This window comes from Pectinatus frisingensis (assembly GCF_014076555.1).
Classification (GTDB): domain Bacteria; phylum Bacillota; class Negativicutes; order Selenomonadales; family Selenomonadaceae; genus Pectinatus; species Pectinatus frisingensis.
Genome location: NZ_CP045424.1, coordinates 981,983 through 1,000,872, shown reverse-complemented (window position 1 = coordinate 1,000,872; position 18,890 = coordinate 981,983). Strand labels below are relative to the sequence as shown.

The 18,890-nt window shown below is 39.2% G+C and carries 20 protein-coding genes; 7 read left to right on the top strand and 13 right to left on the bottom strand.

Annotated features, from left to right (window positions below; translation table 11 throughout):
* Positions 1 to 36: 36 nt before the first annotated feature.
* From F8M42_RS04780 to F8M42_RS04720, 13 genes are all read right to left on the bottom strand, one after another.
* Positions 37 to 1,278: an adenosylhomocysteinase gene (locus F8M42_RS04780; protein WP_182188208.1), complete on the bottom strand. Its 1,242-nt coding sequence runs from the start codon at positions 1,276 to 1,278 to the stop codon at positions 37 to 39.
* 122 nt (positions 1,279 to 1,400) lie between these two features.
* On the bottom strand, positions 1,401 to 2,147 hold the full coding sequence (gene surE / locus F8M42_RS04775) for a 5'/3'-nucleotidase SurE (protein WP_182188207.1): 747 nt from the start codon (positions 2,145 to 2,147) through the stop codon (positions 1,401 to 1,403).
* 4 nt (positions 2,148 to 2,151) lie between these two features.
* On the bottom strand, positions 2,152 to 2,859 hold the full coding sequence (locus tag F8M42_RS04770) for a 7-carboxy-7-deazaguanine synthase QueE (protein ID WP_182188206.1): 708 nt from the start codon (positions 2,857 to 2,859) through the stop codon (positions 2,152 to 2,154).
* Positions 2,856 to 3,239 carry a 6-carboxytetrahydropterin synthase QueD gene (gene queD, locus F8M42_RS04765; protein WP_182188205.1) on the bottom strand — a complete coding sequence of 128 codons (384 nt, stop codon included), beginning with the start codon at positions 3,237 to 3,239 and terminating at the stop codon, positions 2,856 to 2,858. The genes F8M42_RS04770 and queD overlap by 4 nt, the downstream gene beginning before the upstream one ends.
* 262 nt (positions 3,240 to 3,501) lie before the next feature.
* Positions 3,502 to 4,416 carry a ribokinase gene (gene rbsK / locus F8M42_RS04760; protein ID WP_182188204.1) on the bottom strand — a complete coding sequence of 305 codons (915 nt, stop codon included), beginning with the start codon at positions 4,414 to 4,416 and terminating at the stop codon, positions 3,502 to 3,504.
* 11 nt (positions 4,417 to 4,427) lie between these two features.
* On the bottom strand, positions 4,428 to 5,450 hold the full coding sequence (locus F8M42_RS04755; protein WP_182188203.1) for an aldose 1-epimerase family protein: 1,023 nt from the start codon (positions 5,448 to 5,450) through the stop codon (positions 4,428 to 4,430).
* Between the two features lie 21 nt (positions 5,451 to 5,471).
* Positions 5,472 to 6,779, bottom strand: coding sequence for an L-fucose:H+ symporter permease (gene fucP / locus F8M42_RS04750; protein ID WP_182188202.1), 1,308 nt, complete (start codon positions 6,777 to 6,779; stop codon positions 5,472 to 5,474).
* Positions 6,780 to 6,848: 69 nt separating this feature from the next.
* Positions 6,849 to 7,493 (bottom strand): deoxyribose-phosphate aldolase, encoded by a 645-nt coding sequence (gene deoC, locus F8M42_RS04745; RefSeq protein WP_182188201.1) that lies wholly within the window; start codon positions 7,491 to 7,493, stop codon positions 6,849 to 6,851.
* Positions 7,494 to 7,762: 269 nt separating this feature from the next.
* Positions 7,763 to 8,695, bottom strand: coding sequence for a sugar-binding transcriptional regulator (locus F8M42_RS04740; RefSeq protein ID WP_182188200.1), 933 nt, complete (start codon positions 8,693 to 8,695; stop codon positions 7,763 to 7,765).
* Positions 8,696 to 8,776: 81 nt separating this feature from the next.
* A complete protein-coding gene (locus F8M42_RS04735; RefSeq protein ID WP_182188199.1) occupies positions 8,777 to 10,009 on the bottom strand; it encodes a glycosyltransferase family 2 protein in 1,233 nt (410 codons plus the stop codon).
* A gap of 63 nt (positions 10,010 to 10,072) precedes the next feature.
* Complete coding sequence (locus F8M42_RS04730; RefSeq protein ID WP_182188637.1) at positions 10,073 to 10,840, bottom strand: CDP-alcohol phosphatidyltransferase family protein; 768 nt, start codon at positions 10,838 to 10,840, stop codon at positions 10,073 to 10,075.
* Positions 10,837 to 11,466, bottom strand: coding sequence for a phosphatidylserine decarboxylase family protein (locus F8M42_RS04725; RefSeq protein ID WP_196591153.1), 630 nt, complete (start codon positions 11,464 to 11,466; stop codon positions 10,837 to 10,839). Before F8M42_RS04725 ends, F8M42_RS04730 begins: the two co-directional genes overlap by 4 nt.
* Positions 11,467 to 11,617: 151 nt before the next feature.
* Positions 11,618 to 12,355 carry a WecB/TagA/CpsF family glycosyltransferase gene (locus F8M42_RS04720; RefSeq protein ID WP_229711465.1) on the bottom strand — a complete coding sequence of 246 codons (738 nt, stop codon included), beginning with the start codon at positions 12,353 to 12,355 and terminating at the stop codon, positions 11,618 to 11,620.
* 243 nt (positions 12,356 to 12,598) lie between these two features.
* On the opposite strand from F8M42_RS04720, the gene obgE reads away from it, so the two are divergent.
* The 7 genes from obgE (at position 12,599) to nrdR (ending at position 18,829) form a co-directional block, all read left to right on the top strand.
* Entirely contained in the window at positions 12,599 to 13,879 is a 1,281-nt protein-coding gene (obgE, locus tag F8M42_RS04715) for a GTPase ObgE (protein ID WP_182188197.1), read from the top strand.
* Between the two features lie 19 nt (positions 13,880 to 13,898).
* Positions 13,899 to 14,204 (top strand): ribosome assembly RNA-binding protein YhbY, encoded by a 306-nt coding sequence (yhbY, locus tag F8M42_RS04710; RefSeq protein ID WP_182188196.1) that lies wholly within the window; start codon positions 13,899 to 13,901, stop codon positions 14,202 to 14,204.
* A gap of 100 nt (positions 14,205 to 14,304) precedes the next feature.
* Positions 14,305 to 15,432, top strand: coding sequence for a glutamate 5-kinase (proB, locus tag F8M42_RS04705; protein ID WP_182188195.1), 1,128 nt, complete (start codon positions 14,305 to 14,307; stop codon positions 15,430 to 15,432).
* Positions 15,433 to 15,463: 31 nt separating this feature from the next.
* Positions 15,464 to 16,717 carry a glutamate-5-semialdehyde dehydrogenase gene (locus tag F8M42_RS04700; RefSeq protein WP_182188194.1) on the top strand — a complete coding sequence of 418 codons (1,254 nt, stop codon included), beginning with the start codon at positions 15,464 to 15,466 and terminating at the stop codon, positions 16,715 to 16,717.
* A gap of 157 nt (positions 16,718 to 16,874) precedes the next feature.
* On the top strand, positions 16,875 to 17,480 hold the full coding sequence (nadD, locus tag F8M42_RS04695) for a nicotinate-nucleotide adenylyltransferase (protein ID WP_182188193.1): 606 nt from the start codon (positions 16,875 to 16,877) through the stop codon (positions 17,478 to 17,480).
* Positions 17,481 to 17,559: 79 nt separating this feature from the next.
* Positions 17,560 to 18,351 (top strand): helix-turn-helix domain-containing protein, encoded by a 792-nt coding sequence (locus tag F8M42_RS04690; RefSeq protein ID WP_182188192.1) that lies wholly within the window; start codon positions 17,560 to 17,562, stop codon positions 18,349 to 18,351.
* Between the two features lie 13 nt (positions 18,352 to 18,364).
* Positions 18,365 to 18,829, top strand: coding sequence for a transcriptional regulator NrdR (nrdR, locus tag F8M42_RS04685; RefSeq protein WP_182188191.1), 465 nt, complete (start codon positions 18,365 to 18,367; stop codon positions 18,827 to 18,829).
* Positions 18,830 to 18,890 lie beyond the last annotated feature (61 nt).

Genomic DNA, 18,890 nt, shown 5'->3' with positions numbered 1-18,890 from the left:
TACTGCCTTACAACCCCCTTATGATAATATCCGGTCTCAGGCTTTATGCAGATAATCGTGTTGTTCCTGAGTTAGTTTATCAATATCCGTATTAAGTGAAGCAAGCTTTATATTGGCAAGTTTTATATTGATTTCATTAGGCATCAGATATACTTTATTTTCCATATTCTGATGGTTTTTCAAAATATACAGTGCCGAGAAAAACTGTACGCCAAAGGATAAATCCATTATTTCAGCAGGATGTCCGTCTCCGGCCGCTAAGTTTACTAAACGTCCTTCTGCCAAAAGATACAATTTCCTGCCATCTTTTTGTTTATATTCTTCGATATTTTTGCGTACAGGCCGCTTTGAAACTGCCCCTTGCATTAAATCAATTTTATTTATTTCCACATCGAAATGACCAGAATTGGCCAGCACCGCCCCATTTTTCATGACGGCAAAATGCTCTTTACGTATTACGTCTTTGCAGCCGGTCAAAGTAAGGAATATATCGCCGATTTTTGCAGCTTCCTGCATCGGCATCACCCGGAAACCGTCAAATACAGCTTCAATTGCTTTTATCGGATCTACCTCGGTAATTATAACTTTAGCGCCAAGTCCCTTAGCTCGCATTGCTGCCCCTTTGCCACACCAGCCATAACCAGCTATTACCACATTTTTACCGGCTATTACCAGATTAGTCGTACGCATAATGCCATCCCATGTCGATTGGCCTGTTCCATAACGATTGTCAAATAAGTATTTGCAATAGGCATCATTAGCCGCGACCATTGGAAAATTGAGCTTGCCGGCATCAGCCAGAGCATGCAGACGGATTACACCTGTAGTGGTTTCTTCACTGCCGCCGATGATTTTTTTAGCCAGTTCCTTACGGTCACCGTGCAGATGAGCAACTAAATCGCCACCATCGTCAATAATCATGTCCGGCTGTGTATCGAGCGCCTTATTAATAAACATATCATATTCAGTCTCGGTGCAATCGTGCCAAGCTAATACCGTAGCGCCTTCTTCTGCTAAGGCTGCTGCCACATCATCCTGCGTTGACAATGGATTGCTGCCGGTCACTGTAAGTTCAGCCCCGGCATGCATCAATACAATTCCCAGATAAGCCGTCTTTGCTTCCAAGTGCATTGTTATGACCATTTTTTTACCGGCGAACGGCTTGGTTTTTGAATATTCTGCATCGATATGGTTCAATACCGGCATAAAATTTTTTACCCATTCAATTTTGTCATGTCCTGATGGTGCCAGTTTAATATCGCGAATCATTGATTCCATTAAAAATGCCCCCTGTATATAATAAATCATTAATTTATGCTGCATTGCTATCAATCTGTAAAAGCATATGAGTGTTTCAAAATAAAACAAATTTTAACAGTTTCTGACGATTACAGGCCAATTTAATTATCGGCTGACAGCTTGTCCAACAATTTTTTATTTGTTCGTCCTACCTTCAGCGGAGTTATAGAAACGAACCCATTTTGCACAGCCCATACATCACTGCCGGCCAGATTGCCCTCATCATTTGGTGTGCCATTCATAAAATAGCAGATGTCACCATCTGCATCTATTTCCCTGCCATATTCATTATGGTATTTGCGGTAACCTTGTTTAGTGTAATAAAAAACATTAAAAGGATCTTGTATTTTTTTAGGAAAATTAACATTATACATATATGGTCTTTCCTGTTTAAATTCAGGTAATTTTTTCTTGAATATTGCTGCAGCTTCAGCAAAGCTTAACTGCGAACCGACTACACGTGACACAGCTATTGACAATATCCCATGTAAATGCCCCTCCATAGCCGCGCCGACCGTTCCTGAATACAATATGTCAGTACCCAGGTTTCCGCCGTCATTTATGCCGGATAATACAATATCCGGCAGGTCATGCTCATAAAGGACTTCAATCGCCAGCTTAGTACAGTCTGTCGGTGTGCCAAATACCCTGAAAGCTTCGACCGGCAGGCCAATATCAGCTTTCTTTACCTTTATCTTCCTATGCGCCGATATAGCCTGCGACATTCCACTTTGCTGGGCAGCCGGTGCTACAACACGCACATCATAATCATCACTTAATACCTTGGCCATGGTAAGGATCCCCGGTGCATTTATACCATCATCATTCACTAATAAAATTTTTTTCACAATATCACCTCAATCCTATCAATTTATGAGTCTGTCCGATTATCCGCACATCACATAATTTTTCCAAAGCCTTTTCCTGCCATATCAACAGTTTTTTCGGTGACGGTGCCGTATATCCATCGCAAGGCGTTACCGGCTGCAGTATAAGCAAAATTTTTTTGTCAACTCTGCCCAATAAATCTATTGCCGCAGCAAAATCATTATCTGCCGTTTCCTTTGCCACCACAATCTTGACATAAACATCCTTTTGTCTGGCTATGTACAAAAATTTTTCATGCTGTGCCCACAAATCAACACCAACAGCATCTGGGAGTTTAAAATCCATACTGACAATATCAATATTGTCAATTACTTTCGTCAATTGTTCAGATAAAGTACCATTTGTTTCTAAAAATAAAGGTACTGCGGTTTGTTCCGCCAATGCGTTGATAAAGTCCGGGTATAACAATGGTTCTCCACCTGTCAGACTGATCGAATGATGTTTTTTTTGCAGTCTTTTTTTAATATACGGCAAAATCGTTCTGAGTTCAACAGGATTAGCCAGACAATCAGCATCTTCCAAATTGCATTTATTAACGGCCAGCATATCTTCTGTATCACAGTAGCCGCAATCTAAATTGCAGCCGACAAATCTGATGAACAACTGACGGCAGCCGATATACTTACCCTCACCCTGCACCGAAGAAAATACTTCACTTATAGGTACCTTCATTTTGCCATTTCCCCGTAATAGGTTGCTGCTGATTTTTCTGTTTCCCATACCTTGACAAATTTTACCCGGCACTTATCCTTAATCATTTCATTTATCGCTAAACTATGATATATATAAGCCGATATATTTTCCGCTGATGGATTCACCGCAGCAAAAGGTTCCAGTTCATTTAAATAATGATGGTCAAGGCAGTCTATTACCTCTCTTAATGCTTTTTTTAGTTTTTTAAAGTCAACCAGCATTCCGAGTTTATCCAACTTATTCCCATATACAACTACTTCTACTATCCAGTTATGACCGTGCAGATTATCACATTTCCCCGGATAACCTACAATGCGATGGGCTGCGCCAAAACTATCTCTAATTGATAATTCAAACATTTTTTACCTCCTCACAACCTCGCTATTTAAAATTATAACATATAATTAAAATATTTTACTAAAATACGCAATATTTATTAATTATACCGGTACAGCAAAAAAGACTGCCGCATGTGAGCATTTTCGCTCATAAATATACAATCTTCCATTCTCCTTATCCTTCTTTAGAAGGACGAGAACCGCATAGCGGTGGTAGGCTGCATTTTTATGAGGTCAATGCCGTTCGTGCGACAGTCCCCTTTATTAAAATCCACAATTACTATTATTCAGTCAATAAGTCCTGCACAGCTTCTTTTTCCGGATATGATATCTGTGTTCCCTTTTTCATTACACTCAGCGCAGAAAAAGCACTGGCTTCCCGCATTGATTTTAGTACGTCATGATTTTTTACATAGCAACTGGCAAAACATCCGATAAAAGCATCACCAGCACCGGAAGTATCTACTGCATCTACTTTAAACGCTTTCAGGCATTGTATTTTCCCCTCTGTAACCCACATGGAACCTCTGGCACCCATCGTAACAATGACATTTTTTATACCTTTTTCTATTAATGTCAGTGCCGCCTTTTTTATATTTTCTTCTGTATTTGTGGGCATTCCTGTAATAATGGAAAGCTCTGTTTCATTAGGAACAAAAAAATCACATTTGCAAATTTTTTTTATATCCAGCTCGGCATTTCCCGGAGCAGGATTTAGCAGAACCGGAATATTATTTTTACTGCCAAATTCGATTGCATGGTATACCGTTTCTAAATTGATTTCCAATTGCAATATCAAAATGCTGCATTTTTTTAAACTTTCTGCAGCTTTATCAATATCAGCCGGTAATAAACATTTATTGGCTCCCTTAATTATTAAAATTCTGTTTTGTCCCGACGCATCGACAAATATTGGTGCAACTCCACTCGAAACATTATTAACTCGCTCAACATACGTAGTATCTATATTATATTTCTTTAAGTTATTAATTGTATTATCAGCAAATATATCATTACCAACCTTTGTCAGCATCATAACATTACTGCCATATTTTGCTGCTGCCACAGCTTGGTTGGCACCTTTCCCCCCACATCCCAGAGAAAATTCCGGTGCTTCCAGGGTTTCTCCATCTGCCGGCATTCTGTCAATATAAGATATCAGGTCGACCATATTGGAACCAATTACTGCTATTTTCAAAATACTGCCTCCTATTTTTTTCCGGTGAGCACTGAAAAAGTCTTTTCTTCGTTAGGTTCAAGCATTACCAATGTACCCGCTTTCTTCGCGGCTAAAAATCCCTCCGGCCTACAGGTAGCCGGCAGTACAAAAGCCGCCACCTGCAAATCCCCATTATACATGATCCATCTTGTCGCACAAGGAAAATCACTTGTTGAAAATTCCGTAGCGAATCCATATCCCTTAGGAGAATCCATTTCAAAAACAGCCCTTGCCGCATATTTTTTGACATCGTCTGCCATAAATACTATTTCAGGATCATACATATCGGACTGTTCAAGTTTAGTCAGTGTTTTTCCCGTTTTTTGCATCTGTTTTATATCTTCATTATATTTAATCCACTTAGGAGTGGGCTTAACATGAGCGGGGATTGATTCGCGCAGTTTAAAAGCTTTCTCGGGTATATTAGATGTAATTACGGCATTATCAACATATGCATAATTCATATGACACATATATTGAAGCGGCATCATTATGCTTGTAAGATTTTTTACCTTCATGCCAATTTTTATCTTCGTACTGTTTGTATTCAGTTCAACAGATGGATTGGCAATATAGTGATAACCAAATCCCTGACAGTATTCATATTTTCCTGTTACAGTGATACCTGCTTCGTCTATTTCCAGCCATGCTTCATCTATTACTGCACAGGACATTTCTCCATGCATGATGTGAGTATCTTCCGGTGACGGACAACCGTTAGACAGCAATCCAGAGTGAAAAGCAAAACAACCATAAGTGTCTATTATGCATCCGGCTGGTTTAGGCTGAGAAAACATATTCTTCATTCGCAGGTCTATCCCATCAAAATTAACGTCCCATATAATCTGTCCCATATAGGGTAAAACTATCACATACCCGCGGCTGTTATTTATTTTTATAGCTTCTACACCAGACGAATAAATAAATATTTCTACCGTAAATTCCTCATTTTTAAAAATTCCCGTAGTTTTTGAGGTAAAAAAGCTGCGTTTTAAGAATATCTTATTTCTCATTTTCAAACACTCCTTTTTTAATCACGCTTCATTATGCATCTTTTTATAAAAATAATAACCGACATAAGCAAAACAGAAAAAATTGACGATAAAAGAAAACTGCATTGACCCCGTTATATCAGATACCAACCCCTGTACAGCAGGAACACAGGCTGCACCTATTATCGACATCACCAAAATAGCACCAGCTGTTTCAGTATATTTTTTTTCAACAGAATCTAATGTTTCTGCATAAATAGTAGCCCAGCAGGGTCCCATCAGGATGCTTATGGCAACAGCTGCATACACGGCAGTGAAACTTGGTATAAAGGAAACATACAAAATCAATAAACATCCGATTACTGAATAGGCCAATAAAACTTTATTTGCAGAAAATTTTGCTATTAAGAAATTAGCTATAAATTTTCCTGCAAAAAAACATGCATAACTGATTACCATAAAGTCAGCAGCCATTCGTTCGTTTATACTTTTATCAAGTACCAACGCCAGCCTTATCGTGAATGACCAGACTGCGACCTGCATTCCGACATACAAAAATTGTGCGGCAATGCCTTTTTTGAATTTACTATTTTTTACAAGATATTTTAAAGTTTCAATAATTCCCACATTATTATTAATGCTATCATTTTTTTCGACAGTTTTACATTTAGGATATTTAGTAAAAAGGAATAAGACAAATACCGCCAATAAAATAAATATCATTATTCGGTACGGTTCCAATGTGTGCTGCAACATTTGCAGTTTAAACAAATGAAGCTGATCCGCACTCAGTCCAGCCATTTGTGTGGTTAAACTAGCTCCGTTTTGAAATATCAGATATTTTCCTAATAGTATCCCCGCAGCTGCACCTATAGGATAAAAAGTCTGGCTTATATTAAGCCGTAATGTTGCATATCGACGTGGTCCCAGCATAGTGCTGTAAGTATTTGATGCTGTTTCCAAAAATCCCAATCCTATTGCAATAGAAAAAACAGCAAACAAAAACATTGTATAAGTGGCCATAGTAGACGCTGGAAAAAATAAACTACATCCGACAATATAAAATATCAGTCCGCATAAAATTGCTGTTTTATAAGTAGTCTTTTTTATAACCATTGACGCCGGAATGGATATTAAAAAATATCCGCCATAAAAAGCACTTTGTACCAATGCACTAGCAAAATCACTTAAAACAAACACACTTTTAAATTGCGTTATCAGTATGTCATTCAGACTAGCAGCCGCTCCCCATAATGGGAACAGGCACGATAATAAAATAAATTGAAAAATCGGTGTTTTATTTAAATATCCATCATCGCATTGCAATAATTTTGTATCATTAATGCCCATCAAATTTCCCCCTGTAATTGCGGGTATACCGGAACAATGCTTTAAATTGCCCAATATACCCAGTCGATTTTATCCTTTTACAATATCCACACCGTGGCTGGTTCCCAACCGTTGTGCTCCGGCAGCTATCATTTCATCGGCTTCTTTTCTACTACGGATTCCACCAGCCGCTTTTATCCTGGCATTGTTGCCGACTGTTTTCTTCATAAGTGCTACATCTTGCTTTGTTGCCCCGCCCGTGGAAAAGCCTGTAGATGTTTTCACAAAGTCAGCTCCGGCTGCCACGGCCAGTTTACAAGCACGTACTTTTTCTTCGTCGGTCAACAGGCATGCTTCAATGATAACCTTTGTTAATGCTTTTCCCCGTGCTGCATCCACTACCGCTTTTATATCATTCTTTACATATTCATTATCAGCATCTTTTAACTTGCCCACTGAAATTACCATGTCTACTTCCGCTGCCCCGTCGCTTATCGCCTGATTTGTTTCAAAAACCTTAACGGCAGTGGGCGTGGCACCTTGGGGAAAACCGATCACTGTGCATACATTCACACCGCTGCCTTTTAACTGTGCAGAGCAATAATTTACCCAAATCGGGCTGACACATACTGACGCGAACTTGTATTCTTTTGCTTCTTTCAGCAGTTTATCCAAATCTTTTTTGGTCGCATCTGTTTTTAACAAAGTGTGGTCAATAATTTTCGAGTAATCCATATTTACCTCCAAAATATTATCTATTTAAATTACGCTTTAATACTAACACTTTTGTGAACTTATGTAAATAGAATTTTGCAATTAATTTCATATTTAAATTATTGAATATATTTAATTAACAAACCATTGTAAATAAAGGAATAATTATATAATCATATTATTATTTTAATAAGAACAAATGATTATATCAAAAATAAAAATAAATCCTGTATTGAAATTATGCAAAATAGTATCCATCTAATTTCAATACAGGATTATATAAAATCTAATCAAATCAATTCGCATGCCGTATACTGATCAGTTATCAAAACATTTGCGAATTTCCCTATTAATGCTGCCTTAATGGCCGGTATCTTACGCTGACTGCCAGCGACAAGTATTCTCTTTTCCTTATTTTTCAATTCTTCTAATTTTATTCCCACAGTTCGTTTATCAAGTGACTCATCACATAAGTTCCCGTCTGCATCAAAAAAACGGGAACATATATCACCTACAGCTTTTTGTTTTAACATTTTTTTATCTTTCTCCCCTATATATCCAAGGCGAAATAATAATGCATCATCCATCACTGTACCAACTGTAAATACTGCTATATTTGCCTGTCGTCCCAATTCCAAAATTCTTTTTATATGGCAGTCACTTTCTACTAATTCCTTTACTTTCACATTGTCAAACATAAGCGGCAATGGAAGGTACTGTCCTACCGTGGCAAACGCTTCCGAAAACAATCCTACTACCTCATATGCATAGGTATTACTTTGTGAATGGCTGACACCACCCTTCAGCTGTACTATCTGTATTCCTTTTAACGTCTTAGGCCGCAAATTAAGGGCAACATTATAAATTGTCAACCCCCAGCTTACGCCTATTATATCTCCATCTTTAGTTATATCATACAGATAATCCGCACCTTTTGCGCCAATCGTTTTTTTGATTTCATCACGAGTATTAATAGGTGCATAAGCTATCTTAACATCCTCCAAATCATATTTATCCGCTATCAGCCGCTCTAAATTACCACTGTCTTCCACCGGATCAATAATATTTATTTGAACGAATTTTTTATCTCTGGCATATTGCAAAAGCCGTGAAACTGTTGGTCGGGAAATATTCAATTCAGTTGCTATCTGTTGCTGGCTATAATTAGATTTATAATACAATTTTGCTATGTCTATACTCAATTTTTCTTTATTATTTTCCATATTCTCCACCAACATAATAACCATATTTTTTGTTTTAAAAAAACTATTGCAGCAAAATGCCGCAATAGCTTTTTCCTATACTCAATGCATAATATCATCATAAGACACAGCACGTGTATGCTGTGTATGACTCCATTCATGTTCGTTGCGATGTAAAAATCCTAAAAATACAATTGGTATCCAACTGTATATGAATACCGGATACAAAATAAGGTACAGCCATGCTTTTGGTTTCACATGTATTTTAAGTAATATAATGATCGGCAATATATATTGTCCAAGGGTAATCACTGTCAATAGAGCCGACGGCAAAAACTGATACATATTCGTGAATATCGGGTGACCGATTCCCATCTGAATATAGCTCATTATGACAAAGAACGTGGAAATAAGCAGAAAATGAGGCTGCAATAAATGCAGACAGCCATCCAATATGCGTATATCATGCTTTTTTATTCCCGCTTTAATCATTTTGGGGATAAAACGATGTGCCACATCAAACTGACCTTGTGCCCAACGCTTGCGCTGACGCCATGACTGCATAAAGGTAAGCGGTTTTTCATCGTAAACGATGGCATCATGTGCCCAGGTAGTTTTTATTCCTTCCACCAGAGCTTTCATCGTAAATTCCATATCTTCCGTAAGACAGGTAGCCCCCCAGCCATATTTGTGCAGTACATCAGTCGAAATGCACATTCCCGTACCGCCTAATACAGAAGATAATCCTATATTAGTCTTAGCCAGATGCCAAATATGGTCAATAACCCAGAATGCAATTGAAAATGTTCCTGATACCCATGTATCATAAGGATTTTTAGAGTCAAGATAACCTTGTATAACTCTGTCGCCTTTACATAACCGATTATTCATTTCTAAAAGGAATCGTTTATGTACCAGATTATCCGCATCAAAAATAGTAACTGCATCGTATTCTCGTTTCATTTTGAATAAACGGTCAAACATCCATTCCAAAGCAAAACCCTTGCCGTGTTTTTCCTTATCAACACGTTCATGTACAGTTGCGCCATGATCTCTTGCTATTTGTGCCGTATTATCGGTACAGTTATCCGCAATAACAAAAATGTCATATAAATTTTTAGGATAATCCAGTTCTCTTAAATTATCAATCAGCTGACCGATAACAGCTTTTTCATTATGTGCCGCCACAATTACCGCAAATGTTTTTTGTGGTGTAAGAATTTTAACCTCTTTGCGCCGCCACAATCCAAAAAAGCCGATAAAAAAATAGTATATAGTGAACAAGAAGATAATCACTTGAATTGGCAGCATAATGCCATCAAGAACGTATGTCATCAGCAGTTTCCCCTTTGGCCGTATATCTTAAAATATATTTTGCCGCTAATAAATAAAGCCGCCTCATGCGATTTTATTGAAGATAGTATTTAAAATACCCAATACGGCATATGTGGAAAAGATAGCAAACAACACTGCAAACGGAAACGCAGAGCGGCACAAATAGATAACACCCAATGCAAACAGTAAAGATATAATAAGTGCTATAACATTTATTCGTTCACCGGTTCCCTTAAAATCAGGGTAATGTATACGGCTGACCATCAACAAACCAAGAATAATGACAACTACCGGTGCAGCATAACCAACCGCCATTGGCGGTATAAACGGTAAATTGGCAATCAACATAGTTGCTGTTGCTATTATGCAGCCACCTGCCGGAATAGGCAGACCCATAAAATAACCATGAACGACGGCAGCATTAATATTGAACCGTGCCAGACGCCACATACCACAGACAGCATAAATAACACCGGCAGCTATACTGAAATACAAAAAGTATTGCAGATTTGCCGGTGGTATTCCTGCTTTCATTGCCGCCATACTAACAACCGACAATGTAAACAGTACCGACATAACGCCAGGTGCTGTGCCAAATGAAACTACATCACACAGTGAATCCATTTCCTTTCCAAGTTCATTTGCCGTTCCCAGATAACGGGCTAAACGTCCGTCAAGTCCGTCTGCTGCCAGCGCCAGCAGAATACATATAGGGCCATCGATCAAAGGTCCAAATTTGACGCCCCCCATAATCATCATAAATATGGCCAGTATACCAAATACCAAATTTAACGATGTACAGATATTCGGTATCCATGCTTTACTCATTATTTTTTTATCCTCCCAATTATTGTTTCTCCGCCAACGACTTTATCACCCTTTTTTACAGTGATATCGACATTGTTCGGCACTACGACCTCTGTACAGGAACCAAATTTTATCAGGCCGTATAATTCACCCCTTGTCAATGTATCGTTCAATGTAACCCATGATACAATGCGCCGGGCTAAAATGCCGGCAATCTGCGTGACAGTTATCCGCATTTTGCCGTTATCTATACCAATCATATGACGTTCATTTTCAAATCCGACACTATTTTTATATGCCGGACGAAAACGACCGCAGGTATATTGTTGTAGTTTGATTTCGCCTCTCATAGGACTGCGGTTCACATGTACGTTAAAAACCGATAAGAATATTACTACTTTCTTGCAGCGGCCTTTAACAAAATCGTCATCTTCTACATCCGATACACTCATGACCTTGCCGTCCGCCGGTGAAACGATAGCGGTGTCATCGTCAGGTATTATTCTTTTCGGATTTCTAAAGAAGAATGTAAAAAAAGCAGCCAAAACACCTGGAACTATTGCTGCATAAGGACTTACAAACACATATGCAGCTGCTGCCAAAACCGTGGCAGCGCCGATGAATTTATATCCTTCCTTGACAATATTCATTTTTATTACCTCTTTATATATTTGAGAAAGCATTTAACTGACCAATTCACAGACTTATTAACCAGCGCTTTCCTAAAAACTAAATAATTATTCATGTATAGTTACTATTCCTCTATAACACACTAATTATAGTATAATAAGGTTTTTTTGTCTACTGATTATGGTGCTTTTTCCATAAATGAACGGCTCCGACAAATTTAGGCAGTGCCAATAAGCGGCCAGCCCGCTGCGGCTGCATTATTCCGCGAAACAACCATTCTAACTTTGCCTTTTGCATCCATAATGGCGCCCGTTTCATCACTCCAGCCATCACATCAAGAGTTCCCCCCACTCCAATGGAAAGCGGGCAGTTTAATTTTCCCAAATTTGCATACAGCCATTTTTCTTGTTTTGGAACCCCCAATGCCGCCAATAATATATGCGGAGCAGTGTCATTTATCCGATTGATTATAGCAGCGGTATCGGCATCAGTAAAGAAACCATTTCTGGTCCCGACAATATTTATTCCCGGATAATCCTGTTCTGCCTTAGCCTTAGCTTTTTCGGCGACTCCCGGTGCCGAACCGAAGAAAAAAATCCGCCAGTTTTTTTCTGGGGCCATCTTTAATAAATTCTGCACTAAATCAAACCCTGCAACACGTTCTGGCATAGACACGCCCAAATAATTAGAAGCCCATACCGTACCTGCTCCATCCGGTACTACTAAATCAGCTTTATTGAGTATTTCTTTCAGTTTTTCATCATGTGCTGCCCGCATGATCATTTCTGCATTAGCTGTGGCTATCATTGCTTTACTGTTTCCTTCAATAAAGTGCCCTGCTGTCTGCACAGCTTCCTGCATCGTCAGCGATGCCACCGTCACTCCTAATATATTGACTGTTGTAAACAATGTATTTCTCCTTTTAGTTAAATCTTTTATTTTTCTTAGTCCCACACGGGCTAGTAAAATATTTTATCATATTAGTCAAAGTATGGTAAACTATTTATTAGGAAATAATTCAAAAAGTATCTATGTTTTTTCTGCTGTCTTTACAAATATAGTATTTTCTGATATTGTTTGATAGATAGGCCTTTTTTTACAATTATTCATTTGGTCAACTCATTATAAACCATTACAACCAGGAGATTAAAAATGAAATTCATAGATAGAACTAAAGTCACAGTAAAAGCCGGTGACGGTGGCAACGGTAAATCTGCCTTCCGCCGCGAAAAATTTGTTCCTAAAGGCGGTCCCAGCGGTGGTGACGGCGGTAAAGGTGCCAACATTGTATTTATCGTTGACCGCAATATAAATACTTTACTCGATTTTCGCTATAATCGCAAGTTTGTCGGTAAAAATGGCGGCAATGGTGATATAAAAAATCAGTTTGGTAAAAATGCTCCCGATTTATTGATAAAAGTACCAGCAGGAACTATTATTAAAGATGAGGATACTGGTGCTGTTCTTGCTGATCTGACAGCTGAAAATGAAACTGCTCTCATCTGCTCTGGTGGACGTGGTGGACGCGGTAATGCCCGTTTTTCCAACAGTGCCAATCGTGCACCTACTTTTGCCGAGCTCGGTGAACCCGGCGAAAGCAAAAATTTACTTTTAGAATTGAAGGTTTTAGCAGACGTAGGGCTTATTGGTTACCCCAGCGTCGGTAAATCCAGTCTGATTGCTGCAGTATCAGCAGCCCGCCCTGAAATTGCCGAATATCATTTTACCACGTTATCACCTATTCTTGGCGTCGTAAATGTTGGTCCAGAGCAAAGTTTTGTTATGGCTGACATTCCCGGTCTGATTGACGGCGCTGCCGAAGGTGTCGGCCTTGGGCACGATTTTCTGCGCCATATTGAACGTACCAAAATATTAATTCATGTAATTGATGCTTCTGGTATTGAAGGCCGTGATCCTGTGGATGATTTTCATAAAATAAATAAAGAACTTGGCTTGTACGCTGATAAATTAACAAAAATGCCCCAGGTTATCGCAGCTAACAAAATCGACCTGCCTCAGGCGCAGGAAAATCTGCCGCGCCTTATAGCTCTTGCGAAACAGGAAAAAATGGCATTGTTCCCTATTTCAGCTGCTACTAAGCAAGGTTTGTCTGATCTTATCAAGCATGTTTATACGATGCTGCTTAATTATACCGCTGTACCGGAAACAGAAGACTCAGTCAAATTGTACGATGTCACCAAAGATACAGCCGATGAAGTAAAAATTTCCCGTGATATGACCGGTGATTTTGTTGTTTCCGGCAAAGCAATAGAGAAGCTTGTCGCTATGACTAATTTTGCTAATGATGAGGCACTACGCCGTTTTCAATATATCTGGAGAATGAAGCAAATTGATAACAAACTTAAACAAAAAGGTATAAAAGAGGGCGATACGGTCCACATCGGTGCCATGGAATTTGAATTTAAGGAATAACCTATTTGGAGGATATATTTTGATTCGCAACACATTAACAGGAAAACAAAAAAGATTTTTGCGCGCTATGGGAACAAAACTTGAACCGGTCGTACAAGTAGGCAAAGAAGGTATTACACCTGCAGTAGTAAAAAGCACCGACGATGCCATAACTAAACGTGAAATAATAAAAATACGCGTTTTGCAGAATTGTCCGCAGGAACCTGATGATTCTATAAAACTGCTGGCTGAACGAACTAATTGTGATCTGGTGCAGATAATTGGCCGCAATGCACTTTTATTCCGCAGGAATTTCAAAAAGCCCAAAGTAGAACTGCCTAAGTAAATAAACTATTACATCAGCATTATTACGGAATGATTTATTGAATCAGGCTGTCCGCCTGTTTAAAAAGACTGACAGTCACTAATGAATGAAGGTAAGTATTATGACGGATAGAATCGGGCTTAAAAATGCCGGCCGCATCATCGTTAAAATTGGGACCAGCACCCTGAATTATCCCACAGGCAAACTCAATATTCAACGCATTGAATGTCTTGTACGGCAATTGGCAGATTTGAACAATAGGGGCAAAGAAATACTATTGGTCACGTCCGGTGCCGTCGGTGCCGGTTTGGCACGGATGAATAAAAAACATAAACCTGACAATGTCCCGGAAAAACAGGCATTGGCTGCAATCGGTCAGGGCATTTTAATGCATATTTATGAAAAATTATTCAATGAATATGGTCAAACCGTTGCCCAGGTACTTTTAACAAAAGAAAATTCTGTGCGCTATTCTCAATATATAAATTCCCGCAATGCACTTTTAGCTTTATTGCAAATGCAGGTCATCCCCATAATCAATGAAAATGACGTTGTAGCTGTTGACCAGCTAAAAATTGGTGACAATGATACTTTATCAGCAATTGTTGCCAGTATAGTCGATGCTGATGCACTAATATTGCTGACCGATATTGATGGTCTTTATGATAAGAATCCTCAGCTATATCCGGATGCCAAATTCATTGAAAAAATAACTAATATAACTCCGAAAATTGAACGGGCTGCCGGTGGCGCCGGTACAAAACTCGGCACAGGCGGAATGTACACTAAAATACAGGCAGCAAAAATTGCTACCAGTTCCGGTGTCACTATGGTCATTGCCAATGGCAGTCGTGAAAATATCTTAACTGATATAATTGCCGGAAGGAATGTTGGAACGATTTTCCCGGCTCGTGAAATACATCTAAAACGCCGGAAAAGCTGGCTGGCATTTGGTAAAAATATTGCCGGCAGTATTACTGTCGATCATGGTTGTGAACTTGCCCTGGTCAACAACGGTTCAAGTATTCTGGCAGCCGGTATAACAGATTTTGATGGTGAATTTGCAGCAGGAAACACTGTACGGGTATTGACACCGGACTCACGGGAAATCGCCCGTGGTATAATAAATTATGATTCTGCTGTATTAGCTAAAATCAAGGGCCATAACACGGGTGAATTTTCCTCCTTGATTACAGGAAAAATGTATGATGAAGTTATCCATCGTGATAATATGGTTTTAATGACTTAGAGTATTTATTTTATAGAAGGGGGTTTTCTTTATGGAAATGATGGCAGCTTTAAACAAACAGGCTGCAGCTGCCGATGATGCGTCGCACAAATTAGCAGCTTTGTCAACACGGGAAAAAAATAATGCCTTGTCAGCTATGGCCGATTGCCTCGAACATCGACAAAAACTTATTTTAACGGAAAATCAATTAGATTTATCAGCCGGACGTAATGAAAATCTCAGTCCAGCTTTACTTGACCGTCTCATGCTCAATGAAGAACGACTTCACCAAATTGCCGATGGTCTGCGTCAAATAGCGGCATTGCCCGATCCTATCGGCGGCGGCATAATGGAAATGCGCCGTCCTAACGGATTGGACATAAGAGCAGTGCGTGTACCTCTCGGAGTTGTCGGCGTAATTTATGAAGCCAGACCTAATGTTACTGCCGATGTTATCGGACTATGCATAAAATCCGGCAATGCTATTATATTGCGCGGTGGCTCCGAAGCAATAAATTCCAATAGGATAATAAGTTCTATGTTAGCATTGGCTGCCTACCAAGCCGGTATTCCGGAAGGTGCCATTCAGTTCATTGATTCAACTGACCGAAGTATCGTAAACCAAATGCTTCATTTGCGCGAACATATTGATGTAATAATTCCCCGTGGCGGTAACGGCCTGATAAATTATGTTGTTAAAAACAGTACCGTTCCGGTAATTGAAACCGGCGCCGGTATCTGCCATGCTTTTGTTGATGAGGATGCTGACTTCAATATGGCTCAAAACATCATAATAAATGCTAAAACTTCCCGGCCGGCTGTCTGCAATACTATAGAAACACTATTGGTTCATAAAAATATTGCTGACAAATTCATTCCCATTATCGCCGGTAAACTTGCCGAATATAAAGTTGAACTGAGAGGTTGTCCCCGTACGCAGGCTATTTATCCTGGTATGACTGCCGCCTCACAAGAAGATTGGTCCACTGAATATCACGATTTGATATTATCAATAAAAGTCGTCGATAATGTCGATGCCGCTATAGAACACATTAATAAATATAATACTGGCCACTCGGAAGTCATAATCACCAACAATTATAATAATGCCCGTTTATTCCAAAAAGCCGTTGATGCCGCTGCCGTTTATGTAAATGCTTCCACCCGTTTTACTGATGGCTTTGAATTTGGTTTTGGCGCTGAAATAGGCATCAGCACGCAAAAACTGCACGCCAGAGGTCCTATGGGTCTCAACGCTTTAACTACTATGAAATATTTGATTGATGGGAACGGGCAGATCCGCTGATGAATAAACTATGCGGCTATCTGCGCACTATACAGCAATATCTTCATACACCAAAGGGACAACATGATTGTCTTGATTACTTGAGGGCAATCTTATTTATGCTTATTATCATGCTGGTAATATATTTTTTACTAAAATCTTTAGCAGGAGCATTTCAATGAGAAAAATTGGTATTATGGGCGGTACTTTTGATCCCATACACTACGGTCACTTAATGACTGCCGAGGCAGTACGTGATGAATATAAAATGGAACAGGTTATTTTTATACCGGCAGCCAATCCACCCCACAAGGCAGGTCTTACTATCACTCCTGCTATTCATCGTTTTAATATGACTTTACTTGCAACATGTTCCAATCCTTATTTCGAAGTTTCTGATATTGAAATGCGTCGTTCGGGCCCATCCTATACTATTGATACTGTTGGGGAATTGATCAAAACATATCCACAGGACACCGAATTTTATTTTATTACCGGTGCTGACGCTGTCCAGGAACTGCCCACATGGGATCGTATTGAAGAATTACTGGATATGTGTCAGTTTATTGCAGCTACGCGACAAGGCTGTATACCTGATGTTGATGCCATAAAAAAACATTTTGGTGAATTGGGCGAAAAGCGTATTCACAAGCTCGCCACACCTGAACTGGAAATATCTTCCACCGACATACGCAATCGTCTGCGAAAGGGCTATTCTATAAAGTATATATTGCCCGAAACTGTTGAGCAATACATTCGCAAGGAACATTTATACCTTACCTAGTTGTAATTCTATAGTTTGTCAAAAAATCTGATATACGCTATAATTAATACAATGTACTTTTATGAAGGGAGAAAATGGCATGATTGGCGATATTTTTCGACAAGAACGAGAAAAAAAGCAGCTCACTTTGAAGGACGTCGAAAGTGAAACAAATATACGAACTTTATATTTAGATGCCATAGAAAAGGGTAACTACAAAACAATTCGAGGTGAAGTATACCTCAAGGGATTTATCAGAACATATGCTAAGTATTTAGGGCTTGATCAAGATGAAATGCTAAACAAGTATTATGCTGAAAGGCAGCCTGCCGAACAACCGGCAGCTGGTGTACCTAACGCTGCTCCTGATAGAACACCTCAGGCAACCACCACTGAGACAGTTTCGCAAAAACCTGCTGTCTCTCTTGATCAGCGTATAAAATATCGTCGGAAAAAAAGAAACTTTTCCAACATCGTCTTTGGCGGAATCATCATAATAATAATAATTGCCTGTGCAGCTTATTTTATTTTCTCCTCATTTTCCACGCCAACATCACCTAATCCGGCACCTGCCAATCCATCTTCACAGACCACAGCTGCTCCACCGACTGCACCTCCTGTTGAAAAACCAAGCGGTGTGCATATAAATGCCGTCTTTAATGATAAATGCTGGGTAGACGTGACTATAGATGGAAAAACTGTCTTCAGCAAGACAGTCGATAAGGGTAGTTCATTTAACTGGGACGGACAAAAAGATATTACTATGACTTTAGGCAATGCCGGTGCAGCAAAAGTTACCTTCAACGGCAAATCTATTGATAACCTTGGTGCTGTCGGTGCTGTCGTAACTAAAAAATTTGCCGATAATAAAGTGGAAGATATCAAAAAATAAAGCAGGTGTATCCATGAAGTGTCCATTTTGCGGAACTATTGACAGCCGCGTAATTGATTCACGCTCTGTCGATGACGGAAAATCAATACGCCGCCGCCGAGAATGTTCTGCATGCGGCAAGCGTTTTACTACATATGAGACAGTAGAAACCATTCCACTGTTCGTAATAAAAAATGACGGGCGCCGGGCTGTATTCGACCGCAACAAGCTGCGCAACGGAATTATCAGTTCCTGCTATAAAAGGGACATTCCAACTGAAACAATCATTCGTTTTGCTGACAATATTGAAAAAGAATTGCGCAATATGATGTCAACAGAAATTCCCAGCAAAAAAATTGGTGAATTAGTAATGGCGCGTCTCAAAGGCTTTGATGAAGTCGCATATATACGTTTTGCATCAGTCTATCGCAAATTTACTGATATCGATAACTTTGCCCAAGAATTAAAAGAATTGCGTGCTGCCAAGGGAAATAAATAATAAAAAGACTGTTGCCAAAACTGTTGTTAATCGGCATAATAGATATTATGCTATTGATACT